The sequence below is a fragment of the Burkholderia sp. HI2714 genome (assembly GCF_002223085.1).
GTDB lineage: Bacteria > Pseudomonadota > Gammaproteobacteria > Burkholderiales > Burkholderiaceae > Burkholderia > Burkholderia lata_D.
This window is the reverse complement of sequence record NZ_NKFM01000049.1, coordinates 1-15,864: the sequence shown is the minus strand read 5'-3', so window position 1 is coordinate 15,864 and position 15,864 is coordinate 1. Positions and strand designations below refer to the sequence as shown.

Annotated in this window: 14 protein-coding genes and 2 riboswitches; of the genes, 8 read left to right on the top strand and 6 right to left on the bottom strand. The window is 66.9% G+C overall.

Translation table 11 applies throughout. The annotated features are described in order from the left end of the window. Positions 1 to 51: 51 nt before the first annotated feature. A riboswitch (guanidine-I (ykkC/yxkD leader) is annotated at positions 52 to 185 on the bottom strand. Between the two features lie 432 nt (positions 186 to 617). Further along, a riboswitch (guanidine-I (ykkC/yxkD leader) is annotated at positions 618 to 739 on the top strand. A 137-nt stretch (positions 740 to 876) separates the two neighbouring features. From CFB82_RS25330 to pal, 3 genes are all read left to right on the top strand, one after another. Further along, positions 877 to 1,899 (top strand): ABC transporter substrate-binding protein, encoded by a 1,023-nt coding sequence (locus tag CFB82_RS25330; protein WP_089448420.1) that lies wholly within the window; start codon positions 877 to 879, stop codon positions 1,897 to 1,899. Positions 1,900 to 2,131: 232 nt separating this feature from the next. Then, positions 2,132 to 3,343: a porin gene (locus CFB82_RS25325; RefSeq protein ID WP_373558847.1), complete on the top strand. Its 1,212-nt coding sequence runs from the start codon at positions 2,132 to 2,134 to the stop codon at positions 3,341 to 3,343. Between the two features lie 405 nt (positions 3,344 to 3,748). Further along, a complete protein-coding gene (pal, locus tag CFB82_RS25320; RefSeq protein ID WP_089485755.1) occupies positions 3,749 to 4,240 on the top strand; it encodes a peptidoglycan-associated lipoprotein Pal in 492 nt (163 codons plus the stop codon). A gap of 141 nt (positions 4,241 to 4,381) precedes the next feature. On the opposite strand, the gene CFB82_RS25315 is transcribed toward pal, so the two are convergent. Then, positions 4,382 to 4,855: a hypothetical protein gene (locus tag CFB82_RS25315; protein ID WP_089485754.1), complete on the bottom strand. Its 474-nt coding sequence runs from the start codon at positions 4,853 to 4,855 to the stop codon at positions 4,382 to 4,384. Positions 4,856 to 5,063: 208 nt separating this feature from the next. Here CFB82_RS25315 and CFB82_RS43370 point away from each other — a divergent pair, with 208 nt between their 5' ends. Beyond that, positions 5,064 to 5,228, top strand: a complete 165-nt coding sequence (locus CFB82_RS43370) for a hypothetical protein (RefSeq protein WP_179255453.1) — start codon at positions 5,064 to 5,066, stop codon at positions 5,226 to 5,228. 90 nt (positions 5,229 to 5,318) lie between these two features. On the opposite strand, the gene CFB82_RS25310 is transcribed toward CFB82_RS43370, so the two are convergent. Genes CFB82_RS25310 through CFB82_RS25300 form a run of 3 tightly spaced genes read right to left on the bottom strand, consistent with a single transcriptional unit; the run spans position 5,319 to position 10,149 of the window. Beyond that, complete coding sequence (locus CFB82_RS25310) at positions 5,319 to 6,578, bottom strand: cytochrome c (RefSeq protein WP_069251614.1); 1,260 nt, start codon at positions 6,576 to 6,578, stop codon at positions 5,319 to 5,321. Next, entirely contained in the window at positions 6,575 to 7,276 is a 702-nt protein-coding gene (locus CFB82_RS25305; RefSeq protein WP_089485753.1) for a (2Fe-2S)-binding protein, read from the bottom strand. The genes CFB82_RS25310 and CFB82_RS25305 overlap by 4 nt, the downstream gene beginning before the upstream one ends. Next, positions 7,273 to 10,149 carry a xanthine dehydrogenase family protein molybdopterin-binding subunit gene (locus tag CFB82_RS25300; protein WP_089485752.1) on the bottom strand — a complete coding sequence of 959 codons (2,877 nt, stop codon included), beginning with the start codon at positions 10,147 to 10,149 and terminating at the stop codon, positions 7,273 to 7,275. Before CFB82_RS25300 ends, CFB82_RS25305 begins: the two co-directional genes overlap by 4 nt. A 502-nt stretch (positions 10,150 to 10,651) precedes the next feature. On the opposite strand from CFB82_RS25300, the gene CFB82_RS25295 reads away from it, so the two are divergent. The 3 genes from CFB82_RS25295 to CFB82_RS25280 all read left to right on the top strand — a co-directional run bounded on the left by CFB82_RS25295 (position 10,652) and on the right by CFB82_RS25280 (position 14,008). After that, complete coding sequence (locus CFB82_RS25295; protein ID WP_089485751.1) at positions 10,652 to 12,202, top strand: sensor domain-containing diguanylate cyclase; 1,551 nt, start codon at positions 10,652 to 10,654, stop codon at positions 12,200 to 12,202. A 238-nt stretch (positions 12,203 to 12,440) separates the two neighbouring features. Then, a complete protein-coding gene (locus CFB82_RS25285; RefSeq protein WP_089485749.1) occupies positions 12,441 to 12,716 on the top strand; it encodes a hypothetical protein in 276 nt (91 codons plus the stop codon). Between the two features lie 257 nt (positions 12,717 to 12,973). Then, on the top strand, positions 12,974 to 14,008 hold the full coding sequence (locus CFB82_RS25280; RefSeq protein ID WP_089485748.1) for a succinylglutamate desuccinylase/aspartoacylase family protein: 1,035 nt from the start codon (positions 12,974 to 12,976) through the stop codon (positions 14,006 to 14,008). Positions 14,009 to 14,068: 60 nt separating this feature from the next. Here CFB82_RS25280 and CFB82_RS25275 read toward each other — a convergent pair whose 3' ends face one another. Next, a complete protein-coding gene (locus CFB82_RS25275; RefSeq protein ID WP_083266092.1) occupies positions 14,069 to 14,293 on the bottom strand; it encodes a hypothetical protein in 225 nt (74 codons plus the stop codon). Positions 14,294 to 14,560: 267 nt separating this feature from the next. After that, complete coding sequence (locus tag CFB82_RS25270) at positions 14,561 to 14,764, bottom strand: cold-shock protein (protein WP_069251620.1); 204 nt, start codon at positions 14,762 to 14,764, stop codon at positions 14,561 to 14,563. 608 nt (positions 14,765 to 15,372) lie between these two features. Here CFB82_RS25270 and CFB82_RS25265 point away from each other — a divergent pair. Beyond that, on the top strand, positions 15,373 to 15,657 hold the full coding sequence (locus CFB82_RS25265) for a hypothetical protein (protein WP_069251621.1): 285 nt from the start codon (positions 15,373 to 15,375) through the stop codon (positions 15,655 to 15,657). The last annotated feature ends 207 nt before the right edge of the window (positions 15,658 to 15,864 follow it).

Genomic DNA, 15,864 nt, shown 5'->3' with positions numbered 1-15,864 from the left:
TCCGTGGTCGGTTGGACAAAAGGCGTGAGAGGGCGACCGAACGACATCGCGACCTCCCGGGCTTTTATCCCTCCGTGGAGCCTCGCCGTTTCCTCGAATCGAGGAGAAGACAAGACCGGATTGCTCTCGGACCAGCCATCGCGCGGCGCGAACGCCGCACGACCGGAACCCTAGCGATCCTGAAGATGATGCAAATTGCTTCGCACCTCTCGGGCACCGAATAAGCGAGTTGCGTGCCAGCGTGTGAGGAATCGCCGTGCCACGCGGCTTTCCGGCACGCGCGCGTCGGCGGACACCGCACCGGATGCGGATGGCCGCCCTCGCGGTGGGCGTGCCGCGCACCATGCGAACGCGCGCCCGCACCGGTGCAGTGCGCGCCGCGCCCGCCTGCACGACACGATCGGCAATGGCATGGGCATTGCTCGATGCATGCACCTTCACCCGATACGCGACACCACATGAACAAGCTCGACCTGCTCCGGCGCGCGCTGAGCGCACTCTTCTCCGCCCGCTTCATCGAACTGCAGCGCAGGTCGCGCCGCCACTGAGCCACCCCGCCGCGTGCCGTTGGCACGCTTCTCGCTCGGCATGACGCCGAGAGGTGCGGCGGCGTCGCATCTTAGGGGTGCTAGGGTTCCGGTTCATCGAACGTCTGGTCCGAGAGCAGCCCGGCGCGGGTTCGTCCGATCGCGAGACCGGACGCGCACACGCTACACGGCGGGACAAAAGCCCGGGAGATTGGCGATGGCAACGGCCGTCGCGCCTCTCCGTGGCCGCTTCATTCGTTCCGCCTCCGCAGGAACCGGCCACGCGGCCGGACCGTGCACGAGCATGGTCCGTATCGACGATCCCGATCCCGGTCTCCTGGAGAAAACGATGACCCGTCCCGCCCTGGCGCTCCGTCGCCTGTTGTCCCGCCGTTCCGTCCGTCACGCATTGGGGGCCGCCGCCACGGCCGCCACGCTACTCATGACGCCCGCCGCGCACGCGGCAGCGCCGCTCAAGATCGGCTACAGCGACTGGCCCGGCTGGGTCGCGTTCCAGGTCGCGCTCGACAAAGGCTGGTTCAAGGAGGCCGGCGTCGATGTCGATTTCGAATGGTTCGATTACTCGGCATCGCTCGACGCGTTTTCCGCGGGCAAGCTCGACGCGGTCGCGGCGACGAACGGCGACGCGCTCGTGACGGGCTCGGCCGGCGCGAAGAACGTGATGATCCTGCTCACCGACTATTCCGCCGGCAACGACATGATCGTCGCCAAGCCGCCGCTGCGCACCGTCGAGGCGCTGAAGGGCAAGAAGGTCGGCGTCGAACTCGGCCTCGTCGATCACCTGCTGCTCGAAACCGCGCTGCAGAAACACGGGCTGAAGGACGGCGACGTGACGCTCGTGAACGCGAAAACCAACGAACTGCCGCAGGTGCTCGGCTCGTCGACGGACATCGCCGCGGTGGCCGCCTGGCAACCGAACGCAGGCGAGGCGTTGAAGCGCGCACCGGGCGCACGCGCGATCTTCACGTCGGCGGACGCGCCGGGGCTGATCTACGACGCCATTACCGTCGCGCCGGCCAGCCTCGCCGCGCGCCGCGCCGACTGGGCCAAGGTCATCAAGGTCTGGTACCGCTGCGTCGCCTACATCAACGATCCGAAGACGCAGGCTGACGCGGTCCGGATCATGTCCGCACGCGTCGGCCTCGCGCCGGAGCAATACCTTCCGCTGCTGAAGGGGACGCACCTGCTCGACGAAGCCGCCGCGAAGCGCGCGTTCCGCAAGGGCGACGGGCTCGATTCGATCTACGGCTCGACGCGCAACGCGAATGCGTTCAACGTGCGCAACAGCGTGTACAAGCAGTCACAGGACGTCGATGCGTATATCGATCCGCGCCTGGTGATGCCGCATTGACGGGCTCGGGGCCGGGCTTCGGGCGCCGGCCCCGCGCGCGCACTCCCCCACACCGCGGTCGCGTCAATACGCGGCCGCCGCCTGCCCCTCTCTGCGCTCCCACCTCGCCGCGATTCCACGCGATTTCGCAGAGGACCTTTCCTGTGCAACGCCTTAATCGACCGCCATACGATCTCCAATAATGGCCGCTCGATCCGCCGGCCACCTGGCCGGAAAAACGATAAAAACTCCTATGCATTCCTACAAGATGAACCAGCACGCCAGCACTCGACTCGCGGGGACCGCCATTGCCACCTGCCTGACCGCCCTCGCGTCGGGCGGGGTACACGCACAGAGCAGCGTGACGCTGTACGGCCTGATCGACACGTCGATCACCTACGCGACCAACCAGCGCACGCACGGCGCCGGCTCGCCGGGCAGCGGCACCGTCGCGATGACGAGCGGCGCACTGAACGCGTCGCGCTGGGGGCTGCGCGGCCGCGAGGATCTGGGCGGCGGGACGGCCGCGGTCTTCACGCTCGAGAACGGCTTCTCGGGTACCACCGGCGCACTGTCGCAGAAAGGCGTCGACCTGTTCGGCCGCCAGGCATGGGTCGGCCTGAGTTCGAAGACGGCCGGCACGCTCACGTTCGGCCGCCAGTACGACCTGATCCTCGATTTCGTGACGCCGCTCGGCGCGTCCGGCCCCGGCTGGGGCGGCAACCTCGCGGTGCATCCGTACGACAACGACGATTCGAACCGCAACCTTCGCATCAACCATGCTGTGAAGTACACGAGCCCGACGTACCGCGGGCTGACGTTCGGCGCGATGGTCGGGTTCTCGAACACGGCCGGCCAGTTCGCCAACAACGCGGCGTGGAGCGCGGGCGTGTCGTATGCGACCGGGCCGCTGAAGCTCGGCGCCGGCTACCTGAAGATCAGCCGCGACCGGAATGCCCCGAACCCGAACGGCGCACTGAGCACGGTCGACGGGTCGGCGACGATCACGGGCGGCAACCAGCAGATCTGGGCCGCGGCCGGCCGCTATGCATTCGGGCCGCATTCGGTCGGCGCCGCGTGGTCGCACTCGACCACCGACGGCGTGACCGGCGTGCTCCAGGGCGGCGGCATCGCGCCGCTGAAGGGTGAATCGCTGGTGTTCGACAACTTCTCGGTCGACGGGCGCTACGTCGTCACGCGGGCGTTGAGCCTCTCGGCCGCCTACACGTACACGATGGGCCGCTTCGACACGCGCACCGGCCAGACGCGCCCGAAATGGAACCAGGTCGTGGCGCAAGCCGACTATGCGCTGTCGAAGCGCACCGATGCGTATCTCGAAGGCGTCTATCAGAGCGTGAGCGGCGGCAACGGCCATCCCGCGTTCAACGCGACCGTCTGGACGCTGACGCCGTCGGCGAACAGCAACCAAGTCGTCGTCGCAATGGGGCTGCGGCACAAGTTCTGACGACGCAAGACGGCGCGGCGCAGCGCAACGCGGTTGCGCCGACTGCGTCGGGCATGCATTTCCAGCCCCGCCCGATCGTCATGCCCGAGCCGGAATGGCCGCGCCCGCGCGCGGCCGTTTCGCTGTGGCATCGCGCCGCGCGACGGCAAAAATGCGGCCAGATCTGTCGTATCGACGCAAAAAAATGCGGAGAAACTGGTCACGCTGTGACATTTTTCCTAATCTGTTTCCAGTGACGCCGAGATTTGGCGTTCCGGTCGCGACACTCTTTCATATGGCGCACCACCGGCTTACGAACATGATTCACGTCGTGAGCGCCGGACCTTTCGCGCCATTCCGGCCGGATAGGGGCGTGCCGATCGCACGCCCCACGCGTTCAACGCAGTCAACCGCTGGAGACGAACGATGAGCAAAACGAACCGATTTGCGGTCCTGACAACCTTCGTGCTGCTGGCCGGTTGCCACCAGGCGGCGAAGACGCCCGAGAATGCCGGCACGGCGCCGACACCCTCGAGCGAAGCCGTCGCAACGGTGACGGCCGATGATCTCAATAATCCGAACAGCCCGCTCTCGAAGCGCAGCATCTACTTCGATTTCGACCAGTACTCCGTCAAGCCCGAATTCCAGTCGCTGCTGCAGGCGCATGCCGACTACCTGCGCAGCCATCCGGCGCGGCACGTGCTGATCCAGGGCAACACCGACGAACGCGGCACGTCCGAATACAACCTCGCGCTCGGCCAACGCCGCTCGCAGGCCGTGATGAGCGGGCTCGAAACGCTCGGTGTGCCGGCCACGCAACTCGAGGCGGTCAGCCTCGGCAAGGAAAAGCCGGTTGCGCTCGGCCACGACGAGGATTCGTGGGCGCAGAACCGCCGCGCCGATCTCGTCTATCGTTGATCGCGGGCCGCCTCGACGGCGGCATCCGCAACCAGGAAAACATGACCGCGCGCTGGCCGCCGTTGCGCTCACGTGTGCCGTTCGGTTCGTCCCGTTCGTGCGGGTCGTCGCTCAGGCACTCGACCTCAACCCGCGTCGCGCTCAACGCCGGCGTTCGAGCCGCCGATGCAGCCAGCGCGACAACACCGCCGACGTCACGATCGCATCGACCGTGGTGATCGCGTTGATGTCGCCAACCTTGTCCGCGTCGATCAGCCAGGTCTGGAACAGCACGTAGCCGATCATCGTGGCGGTGCCCACGACCATTCCCAGCAACACGAACCAGCGCGGCCGGAGCCGTGTGCCGATCGCGCCCATGATGCCGCCGGTGGCCATCGCGGGCAGAAAGTAGCCGAACACGAACGACGCGACGAAAACCAGCACCGCCATCTGCCCGCAGCCCTTCACGACCTCCCACGATGGACCGTCGAGGATCGACCACACGACCAGCATCACGGCCGGCCAGACGAGCGCCGCGACCAACGGGCCTCCCACGCCAAACGACAGGCAGCCGTACACGGCACGACTGGACGCACGCAACGATTTGCGCTGTAGGCGCTCTGGAATGGCACTCATGCTTTTGTCATTGGAATCGGAATGGCGGCTGCCGGAGTGTACCAAGGCACGGCTGGATGCATCCGGTCTGCCCCCGACACGGGCCACGATACGCGATATGCATGGAATAAACCGCCCCTCCGAAACGTTTCATGTTCCGTCAGCGCGCAGACGTGCGGTTCACGCGAACCGGCCTTTCCAGCGGCCCGCGCGTGGCAAGGAGGCGGACATGAAATCGGCAAGGTTGGCCGCGGCGCTGATCGCCGCGCTGGTGCTCGTGCTGTCGGCGGGATGCATGTCGTCGGGTAGTGGCCCTGCGCAGGGACCGGGCATGAGCCGGTATGGCGGTGGCGGCGCGGGAGGCAGCGGAGGCGGAGGCGGCAGCGGCTACTGAAGAACCGCCGCGAGAAAATCGGACGACGCGTCGCGCGCGAGCACCGGAAACCGGCTGAATCGCGCGCGACGCCCCGCCCTGCGGCACGACTTAACGCATGGCCTTCACGTCGGCCGGCGTGACGCTCGCAGGCTGGCCGCCCCACGTCGCACGCAGGTAGTTCGCGAGCTGCGCGAGTTCGTCGTCGCTCAGCGTGTGCGCGAAACCGGGCATCGGCTGCAGGTTCTCGAAGCCGGCAAACTTCTGCTCGTCGATGCCGTCGAGCATCGCGACCAGCAGGTTGCGCGGGTCGCCCTGGCGCACCGTCGAATTGCCGTTCATCGGCACCGCCACGTGCGGCTTGCCTTCGCCGTTGAAGCCGTGACAGCCCGCGCAGACCGCGAGATACACCGAGCGGCCGGCCGCGAGCTGCGCGGCGTCGGCCGATACCGGCTTCACCGGTTGCGGCGCGGGCGGCGTATCGCCCAGCAGGTACACGGACAGCGCGCGCAGGTCGTCCTTCGACATGGTCTGCGTGCTCAGGTGCACGACCGGGTACATTTCGCCGAACGCCGAGCCTTGCGGCGCGATGCCGACGCCGAAGAACGTCTGCAGGTCGGCGCCCGTCCAGCCGCGCGCGGCCAGGCCGGCCGGCGTGATGTCGGGCGCGGCCACGCGGCCGAGCGCGGCGCCGGCGAACGGCTTCGCGCTGTCGAGCTGGCCCGTGAACGCGCGCGGCGTATGGCATTCCGCGCAATGGCCGAGCGCACCAGCCAGATAGCGGCCGCGCTGCCAGTCGGCGGACTGGCCGGTCGACGCATCGGGCAGGCTGTCCTTCAGGAACACCATGTCCCAGAAGACCATCCCGAAACGCAGGTTGTACGGGAACTTCAGCTCGTGCTCGCGGTTTTCCTGCGCGACCGGCCTGACGGTCTTCAGGTACGCGTACATCGCGTCGGAATCGGCGCGCGTGAGCTGACGGTACGACGTGTACGGCATCGACGGATACAGGCGCTTGCCCGGCGCCTTGCCGTCATGCAGCGCGGCGTAGAAATCGTCCGCGCTCCAGCTGCCGATCCCGTGATCCTTGTCTGGCGTGATGTTCGAGCCGTAGAACGTGCCGAACGGCGATTCGAGGGGCGCGCCGCCGGCGAACGGTGCGCCGTCCTTCGCGGTGTGGCACGCCGCGCAATCGGCGGCCTTGACGAGGTAGCGGCCGCGCGCGATCTGGTCGGCACCCGGCGCGCCGGAAGCCGCGTTCGAGGCCGGTGCGTCATGGCCGCCGCATGCGGCGAGCAGCAGCGCGCAGGCGGCCGCGAGCGCGGGGAAGCCCGCAGCCCGCGCGACACGATGAGCGAATGTGCGTTTCATGCGGCGTCCTTCACGAGTCCCGGCGTCGTCAGCACCACGTCCTTGACGGCTTCGTAGTAGCGGACATAGCCCGTGCAGCGGCAGAGGTGCGCATCGAGCGCCTCGGTGATCGTGCGCTCGACGTCGGCCTTCGCAACCGGCTCGCGCTTCAGGCGTTCGATCAGCACGGTCGCCGCGTTGACGAAGCCCGGCGTGCAGTAGCCGCACTGGAAGCTGAAGTGCTCGAGGAACTTCTGCTGGATCGGCGACAGCTCGACCACTTCGCCCCCTTCGTTGCGCTTCGCGTGGCCTTCGATCGTGCGGATCGAGCGGCCGTGGAAGAAGTGCGCGCCGGTGATGCAGGTGCGCATTTCCTCGCTCGTGCCGTCCGGCTTGTCGACGATCACGACGCACGCGTGGCAGATGCCCTGCCCGCAGCCGAGCCGCGAACCGGTGAGGCCCGCGTACTCGTGCAGGAACTCGATCATCATCAGCCCTTCCGGCACCTGCATCGGGCCGACGGACTTGCCGTTGATATTGATCGACAGCGGTTTCGACTGGAACCGGACGAGCGGACGCTCGACGGCAGCCGGTGCCGAAGCCGGCACAGCCGCGGCCGGGGCCGATGCCGGTGCGGCCGAAGCCGCGCTCGGCGCGGAAGCGCCGGTCGCGGCGGCGCTGGCGCTCGCGGCCGAAGCCGCGGTTTGGGCGGTCGTCATGCGAGCACCTCCTGAATCTTTTGCGGGGTCACCGGCAGGTCGGTGAAACGATGGCCGATCGCGTGCGCGATGCCGTTCACGATCGCGCCGACGACGGGAATCATCACCACTTCGGCGACGCCCTTCGGCGGATCGGTCTCGGACAGCGGCGGCAGCACGTCGCCCGTCTGCGTCCACACAGCGACGTCGGACGCGCGCGGCAGCTGGTAGCGGTTGAAGTTCCACGTGCCGTTGCCGGGGCCGTCTTCATACAGCGGCAGGTACTCGTGCAACGCGTGGCCGATCCCCATCGCGAGACCGCCCTGCAACTGGCCCGACACGAGCTGCGGCGAAATCTGGTTGCCGCACTCCATGATCGAGTGGTGCGTGAGCAGCTCGACCTTGCCGGTCGCTTCGTGCACGGCCAGCTCGACGAGCGTGCCGACTGCCGTGTAGTACGTGACGGCCGCGTTGTTGCGGCTCGTCGGCGGGATGAACACGCGCTTGCGGTCCAGCACGCGGTAGCCGTTCGCGGTCGGCGCGAGCGTGCCGTGCATCGCGGTTGCGCCGGCCGGTGCGGCCGTGCCGGGCACCGGGCCGTTGTCGCCCGTCTTCGGCGCGCCGACGCGCAGCGACAGCCCGTCGATCGGCAGACGCTCGACCGAGCCGCCCACTTCGAACTCGGCGTCGGTCCACTGCCAGCGGTTGAACACGTGCACGACGGCGCCGGTCGGCAGGCCGAGTGCATGGGCCTGCTTCGCGAGCTGTTCGAACGACAAAGGCTCGAGGCCGTCGGCGGTCAGCTTGCCGTCGACCCAGCGCGCGTCCTCGATGCGGATCGTGTACGGGGCAGCCTGGCCGCCGCCGAGACCGCGCGTCCAGATCGACATCGCCGCCGGCCACAGGCCGTAGCGAAACACGGCGCGCGCGGCTTCGCGCGTGCTGTGCGTGAAGTAGTACGCGGAGTTCGTCGCGCTCGACGGCGACGCATAGCTCGGCGACCAGCGCGGATTCGCGCTCAGGCGATCCTGGTCGGCCTGCGACATGATGTATGGATCGCCGCTGGTCTCGACCGGCAGGTCCGGCCATTCGGTCACGGCCACGCGCACGTCCGTGGCCGGACGGCCCAGCCATTTCGCGACCGCGACGGCCTGCGACGTCGACATCCCGGTGCCGATCTCGGCCGCCGTGTGCTGCAGCGACACCTTGCCGTTCTCGTCGAATTCGACCTTCGCGAACGACGCTTCCGCGCCCGTGCCAAAGTCCTTCTGCACGCACGCGAAGCCGACGCCGTAGCGCTTGCCCGGATGCGCGGCCTCGTATTCGGCCTTGCGTGCGGCGCGGTGCGTCCACAGCGGATGCTGCCTCGAGCGCTCGAGCACCTCGTCGACGCGCAGCGCGCCGGCGGGAATCGCCCCCTGCGTGTTCTTCATCCCCGAACGCAGCGCATTGCGCAGGCGGAACTCGATCGGGTCGATGTTCAGCTGCGCGGCGATCTCGTCGACCGCCATCTCGGTCGCCGCCATGCTCTGCAGCGTGCCGTAGCCACGCGCGGAGCCGGCATCGATCGCGCGCGACGCGATCGCGACCGCGGCCAGGTCGCTCTTCGGGAAGTAATAGATCGATTGCGCGGCCGTCGCCCCCACCATCGCCACCGACGGCGAGAAGTTCGAGCGCCCGCCGCCGTTCGCCTCGAAGTCGCCCTTGAACGACTGCAGCAGGCCCGTGTTGCGGTCCACCGCGATCCGGTAGTGCATCTTGAACGCGTGACGCTTCAGCGACGTCTGGAACTGCTCGTAGCGGTCGTTCGCGAAACGCACCGGGCGGCCGTCCGCGTACAGCGCGCAGACGAGGCCGTAGAACGGCACGTTGAAGTGATCCTTGGAACCGTAGCCCACCGTGTAGCACGGATGCACGAACAGCTTCTTCACCGGGAAGCGGCACTTCGCGACCATCGCGGCCGCGTTCTCCGCCACTTCGAGCGGCGACTGGGTCGGCACGACGAGGTGCAGCGACTGCGTCGCGGCGTCGTACCAGCAGTTCGCGTTGTCCGGTTCGAGCGCCGACGTGTCGACCGACTGCGTGTTGTACTCGCGGTCGAACACGAGCCAGTCGGCCGGCGGATGATCGAGCTCACCGGCGATCTGCCCGGCGAGGAACATGCCCTGCTCGTCGAGCTTGCCGTGCTCCTTGCCGTCCGGCCACACCGGCAGGTGCTTGCGCATCATGCTCGGAAAGATCGGCGCGTCCTTCAGGCTCGAATAGACGTCGTCGTCGTAGGCCGTCTTGCCGCCCACGCGCACGTAGCGGAAGGTGCCCCACGGATCGCGCTCGAGCGGGCCCGTGACCGCGCCGTAGCGGATCACGTCGTCGCGGAACTTGAGCGCGTTCTTCGCGAAGCGGAAGCGCGCGAAGTCGTGGTAGATGAGGATCGCGACCGCATGGCCGAGATACGCGGGCGTCTTGCCGGCCGGCAGCAACATGTCGTCGCCGTAGAACGTCGGGAACGCGACGCCGTCGCGCACGAGATCGTCGGCCGTGACCACGCGGTCCGGCTTCAGGTCGTCGCCGAGCAGCGAGAGGTCGAAGCCTTCGTAGGTGCGGTCGGCCTGCGTGACGCGCAGGATCAGCGCATGCGACTGCTGCTGCGGCCAGTGAGGCATGTCGGCTGCGCGCACGTCACGGGCGAACACTTTCGAGCCCGTGACCTTCGCGATGCCGTCGATGCGGAATTGGGGGATGCCGGTGACGCTATCCCATTTGACGGGGGTGAGGAGTTTTTCTTCGAAGAGCGCCGCGAACGCGCGGCTGCCCAGGGGCGCGACATACACTGCGACGCCCGCCAGCACGCTGGCTTTCAGAAAACCCCGCCGTGACAGGCCGTGGTTTTTCATTTGGGGGGGAACCTCCTGAGGCGGCTCGGACGGCGATCGGGTGTCGCGACGTTCGGAGCGGCGCGCATTCTGGCATTGTTTTAGATATATCGCCTATAGTATTTCTCGCATGAAATACTTATTGAATTTCTTATAACGGTATTCAGCCGGGCTGCGGCAGCCGGTCGCGGGTATCGATTCGACCGCGTCGCGCGCCCGGTTGCAGCGGTGTCGATCGTGTCGACCGAGCCCGGCAGGCACGCGCGCCGTGCACGGTGACCGGTCTCCTGCCGGTCGCCGAGCCGCGTTCCGTTCGCGACGATGCTGCCCCGGCGCCCACGAATGCGCAAGCCATTCGCGGGCGGGGTTAACGACTACGACTAGTGGCCGGCGCGGCGAGCGGTGCCGCCCGTGTTTCATGGTAATGTCGTGCGCATCCGGCCTGGCCGGGCTTCCGCCATGTGCCGCGCGGTCGCCGCCAGCCATCGCGACATCACGCGACATCGTGTCGAGGTTAACAACCATGGCAGTCAGGGCATCTCTCCTGCACTCCGTTCTCGCCACTCCCCCCTCCGGCAACCACCGTGTGACGGCTGCGCTGCGCCCGTCGATGCTCGTTACGCTATTCGAAGACGTCCGACCGATGGCGCTCTCCGGACTCGCGAGCGGCTTCGTCGCGGCCGTCGCGCTGATCCGGCTGCAGGAGTTCTGGTGCCTCGCGTGGCTGATCGTCGACGTCGGCCTCCTCATCGCGCGGCTCTCGATCGCGCGCGCGTACACCGTTCGACGCAACGCCGGCGACGACCGTGCCGAATACTGGGCGATGCGCTATGCGCCCGTGTCGCTCGTCGCGTGCTTCGTGCTCGGCCTCGGCGTGATGGGCTGCGTGCAGGCCGTCGACGTCGAGCTCGGCACGCTGTCGGTGATGGTCGCGGGCGGCGTGTTCGGCGGAATCGCGTCGCGCAATGCGGCGCTGCCGCGGCTCGCGATGATGCAGGTCGCGCTCGGCGTGCTGCCGATCGGCGTCGGTGCGCTGCTGGCCCACCGGTCGGGCGCGTGGCTCCTGCTGCCGCCGCTCGCGATCTATCTCGCCGCGATGCGTACGGTCGTCCAGCGTCATTATCGCGTGCTCGTCGCGCTGATCGCCGCCCGCCAGCGCAACGCCGAACTCGTCGCGCGCTTCGACGCCGCGCTCACCTACATGCCGCACGGCCTGTGCATGATCGACGGCGAGCGCCGCGTGATCGTCGCGAACCGGCGCACCGCGCACCTGTTCGGCTCGCCGCGCGAAATCATGCTCGATACGCCGCTGCCCGCCGTCGTCGCGGCGCTCGGCGCGAACGACGCGACCGATCCCGGCGGCGCCAGTCTCGCCGCGCAGTGCGAGTGCTGGCTGGCCTGCGACGAACCCGCGCCGCTCGACGTCGTGCTCGCCGACGGCCGCCAGCTCGAACTGACGCGCCACCGCGTGCCCGACGGCAACGCGGTGATCATCGTCGAGGACGTCACCGCGCGCCGCCGGACCGAGCAGCACATCCGGCATCTCGCGCGGCACGATGCGCTGACGGGCTTGCCGAACCGTCATGAACTGCATGCCGAGCTCAAGCGGATGCTCGCGCGCCGGCCGCGCGCGCCGGGCCCCGCGCTCGCCGTCATGTATCTCGACCTCGACGGCTTCAAGGCGATCAACGACCGGTTCGGCCACCAGGCCGGCGACGACGTGCTCACGCAGGTCGCCGCGCGGCTCGGCAAGACCCTCACGTCCGGCGAGCTGGCGGCCCGCATCGGCGGCGACGAGTTCGTCGTCGCGATCGACGACACGACGATGCACGCATGCTCGCTCCTCGCCGCGCGCATCATCCGGCAGATCTCGGCGCCGTACACGCTGTCGATCGGCGAGACGGTGAACCTCGGGATCAGCATCGGCATCGCGCTCGACGACGGGCACGGCTCCCCCGACGAACTGATCCGGCAGGCCGACAGCGCGCTGTACGAAGCGAAGTCGGCCGGCAAGGGCATCTATCGCTTCTATTCGAGCGGCAGCAGCCGGGTCACGCCGGTCACCGCGAACTGACCCGGCTGCACCGCCCGCTTTCCCCCGCCTCCTCCCGACGATTCAATTCCGAAACGCTTTGCGTGGCCGCACGTGTCGTTGCGCGTTCGCGTGTCACGTGACGTGTTCCGTAACATCGCCGCCCGCCACCCGTCACGTTGGCCGCAGAAGCCGGCACGATCGATGCAGCGCAAGGCTTTTCAAGCCTGGCACCCTTATTGCTCCCTGTCAGGGAAACAGGTTGTCAGGGAGACTCAACATGAATACCGTCGAAGTCCTCAGCCGCAGTGAATCCGTCGACGAAATGGACGTGATCGACGGCGAATCGCTGATCCGCCGGCTCGTGTGCGAACGCCGCATGCCGGCCGCACGCGAGGCCCGATGCGTCGACAATCCGCCGCTGACGCTGTACGGCGCATTTCGCCAGGGCATCGCCGATCACGGCGCACGCCGCGGGAATCCGTATCGCGCCGGCAGCCGTTTCTGGGCTCTGTGGGAAGAAGGACGTCTCGAAGCTGAAACATCGGGACGTTAAGCCGGTTGCGCCCGCCGGCCCTGTCGCGGCAAGGGGCCGGCGCGAAATATCCCGCCCGAATGCGGCCGGCCGACCTACCGGCATGCGTTCATCGCTGCAACATCGCACGGGGTCTCGCGTATCGGCTTTGCAACTCGCCGTACCCATGATCCATGCGCGTGCCGGTTGATGGCGTTCGGCGTTGCGCGCGTCGGGCACGGCGCGCAGCGGCCGTTTCCCGATAAGATGGCGAATTCCGTTCATCGAACGATGCCGCCATGACCGCCTCTTCCTCGCACCGCAATCCCATCCACTGCGAAATCGATCTCGACGCACCAGGCAAGCACGCGGGCTACCTGCGGCTGCCGCATTCCGTGCACCGCTCGGCATACGGCTGGCTGCCGATCCCGATCGCGTCGATCCGCAACGGCGACGGCCCGGTCGCGCTCGTGATGGCCGGCAATCACGGCGACGAGTACGAAGGCCAGATCATCGTGTCGCAACTGATGCGCGAGATCGAGCCCGAGATGGTCAGCGGGCAGCTGATTCTGCTGCCGATGGCGAATTTCCCGGCGGCGGACGCAGGCCTGCGCGTGTCGCCGCTCGACGAAGGCAACCTGAACCGCAGCTTCCCCGGCAACCCGACCGGCACGCCGACGCAGGTGATCGCCCACTACATCGAGCATGCGCTGCTGTCGCGCGCGCAGTATCTGGTCGACCTGCACTCGGGCGGCAGCTCGCTGCTGTACCAGGGCGGCAACATGCTCGCGATCGATCCGCTCGACGCCGACGAAGCCGCGAAGCTCAACGGGCTGCTGGTCGCGTTCGGGCTGCATAATGCGCTGCTGCACGCACCGAACCCCGTGCATTCGGCGTCGGCCGCGCGCCGGCAGGGTGCGATCTCGATCGTGACCGAACTCGGCGGCGCGGGCATGGCCGACCCGTCGCTGATCCGGATGGGCCGCCACGGGCTGCTGCACTACCTCGGCCATATCGGGCTGCTGCGCGGCGCGCTCGTGCCCGATGCGCCGCCCACCGTCACGCGCTTCATGCGGGTCGACGGCGAGCGCCATTTCGTCTACGCGTACGAGCGCGGGCTGTACGAGCCGCTCGTCGAACTCGGCGACCAGGTGAAGGCCGGCCAACCGGCCGCGTGGGTGCATTTCCCCGATACGCCGCTGCGCGAACCGGTGCTGCACCGCTTCAAGGGCGACGGCGAAGTGGTATGCAAGCGCGTGCCCGCGCAGGTGCAGCGCGGGGATTGTTTGTTTCAGCTGGCGGAGTTGTCGACACCGCCGCGTGTCATCGAGTAATGAACGCGACCGAGTCGTTCGGGACATCCCGCCGGCCCCGCCATTTGCAGGACGTTGCCATCACCCTCGCGTATCGACCCAGTTGCGTGCCCAGCGTGCCGAGTGTCGCAGTGCCTGTTTTTCACTCGGGAAGTAATCGAGCGAATAGAACTGGTAACGACCTTCGTCGCATGAGCTATCGGTGCGTTGAAGCAGCAGGTTGGATGAAAAGCGACCGTCGGGCAAGCGATGTGCCGACGGTTGGACGGCATAGCCGTTGTACTGTTGAATTCGTTTGTTTTGCATTTTGATTCTTGATGTTCGCGTGCGCGCGTGCCGTGCGAATGTGCATCGATTCAAAGCCATTGCGAGCTGAATCCGAAGCAGTCGGCACGCGCAAAAAGGCGTTGCGGCCAGAGGCGCAGAGGGAAGTGCAACGAGGCATGTGGCGCTTCGCACGCTGCTGAATAAACAGGTGCAGCAAAGAGCCGCCGCGCCAGCTTCAGATGGCGACGCTCCGTGCGGGGCGCGCTGCGACCCGGCGTCCGTCGCGGCAGGCCGGGCCCTTCAAACTTACAGCGGCTTGATGTTGGCCGCCTGCAGCCCCTTCGGGCCTTGCTTCGTTTCGAAGCTCACTTTCTGATTTTCAGCGAGCGTCTTGAAGCCATCGGTTTGGATTTCGGAGAAGTGAGCGAAAAGATCGTCACCGCCGTTGTCCGGCGTGATGAAGCCAAAGCCTTTGCTCTCGTTGAACCATTTGACGGTACCGGTATCCATGACGAATCCTTGAGGAAAAATTACGAAGATTTGCTCTGTTGAAGAGCGATCGAAGTGTCAAGGAGGGAGAGGACAACGAATACCGCCGAGGGGCGGGAAATTGATGAACAGCAATCGGACTTCTTGGACTTCGACAATCACACTAACTTCCACGAACGGCAGGGTCAATGGCTATCTTGTAACTGTGTCACCGGGCGATCCGTTTCGAGCGCCGGGCGATACGGTCGGCACCCGCTTCCCGGAACGTTGCCGCGCTCACGCGTCGGTCAAAGAGTTCTCGCATTGCCCGCTCGCTCGCGGGAGTCATGACACATCGCTCGCCACCTGCGAATTTGCAGTTCGCGGCATCGATCAACGTCGGTCGGTACCCGCTCGCGGAGTCGAATACGGCACGCGTTCATTTTGATACGGCAGACGTTCTTGGCGCTACAATTCCAGTTCAATTGCCGCGTGGCAGCGTCTGGTCGGTATCTGCGAATCGAGCGGGTTCAACCCATCATCTGAACGCTCACCACGGCAGGCTGCCGTCGATCCATCGAACACTTTCCCGGAGGTCGTGCAGGCTGCAGCTCGATAGCCAACGCAGGCCCGCACATGAAACGGCCCCCATGAAAATCGATCCCGGCTCCATTCCTTACTATCTCGTCCTGCGCGCCGGCTGGCCGCCCTATGTGCTGAATTCAGACCGTCAAGTGCTCCGCCGCCAGGCGAGTCCGCTGTTACTGGCGTTCGCGCGAACTCGCGGAACGATCGCGCATGTCGACGACATCGCATGGAACCTCTTCTCCGACAGCGAGGGCCTGACGGGAGTCGAGCGTCGTGAGACCGGATTCTTTTCGTTGGTCGCCGGAAACGAAACCGAACATCAGTTGCGCTTGCTGACGACCCTCTGACGTCGTCGCCAGGGTCGCGCGTGACCATCGTCGATGAAGCGCTCCGCCTGGAAATTCGTCAGGTGCCGGACGGATCGCTGCCCCGTTACTATCTTCACGCCCCGATAATCGGGGCTTTGGCCAGCCAGACCCGGCATGATTCCCGCCCCCAGTCGCAGTCATGATCCGGGGGGTGTTGTCACCGGGTCTGGTGGGTGGCTGGTGATC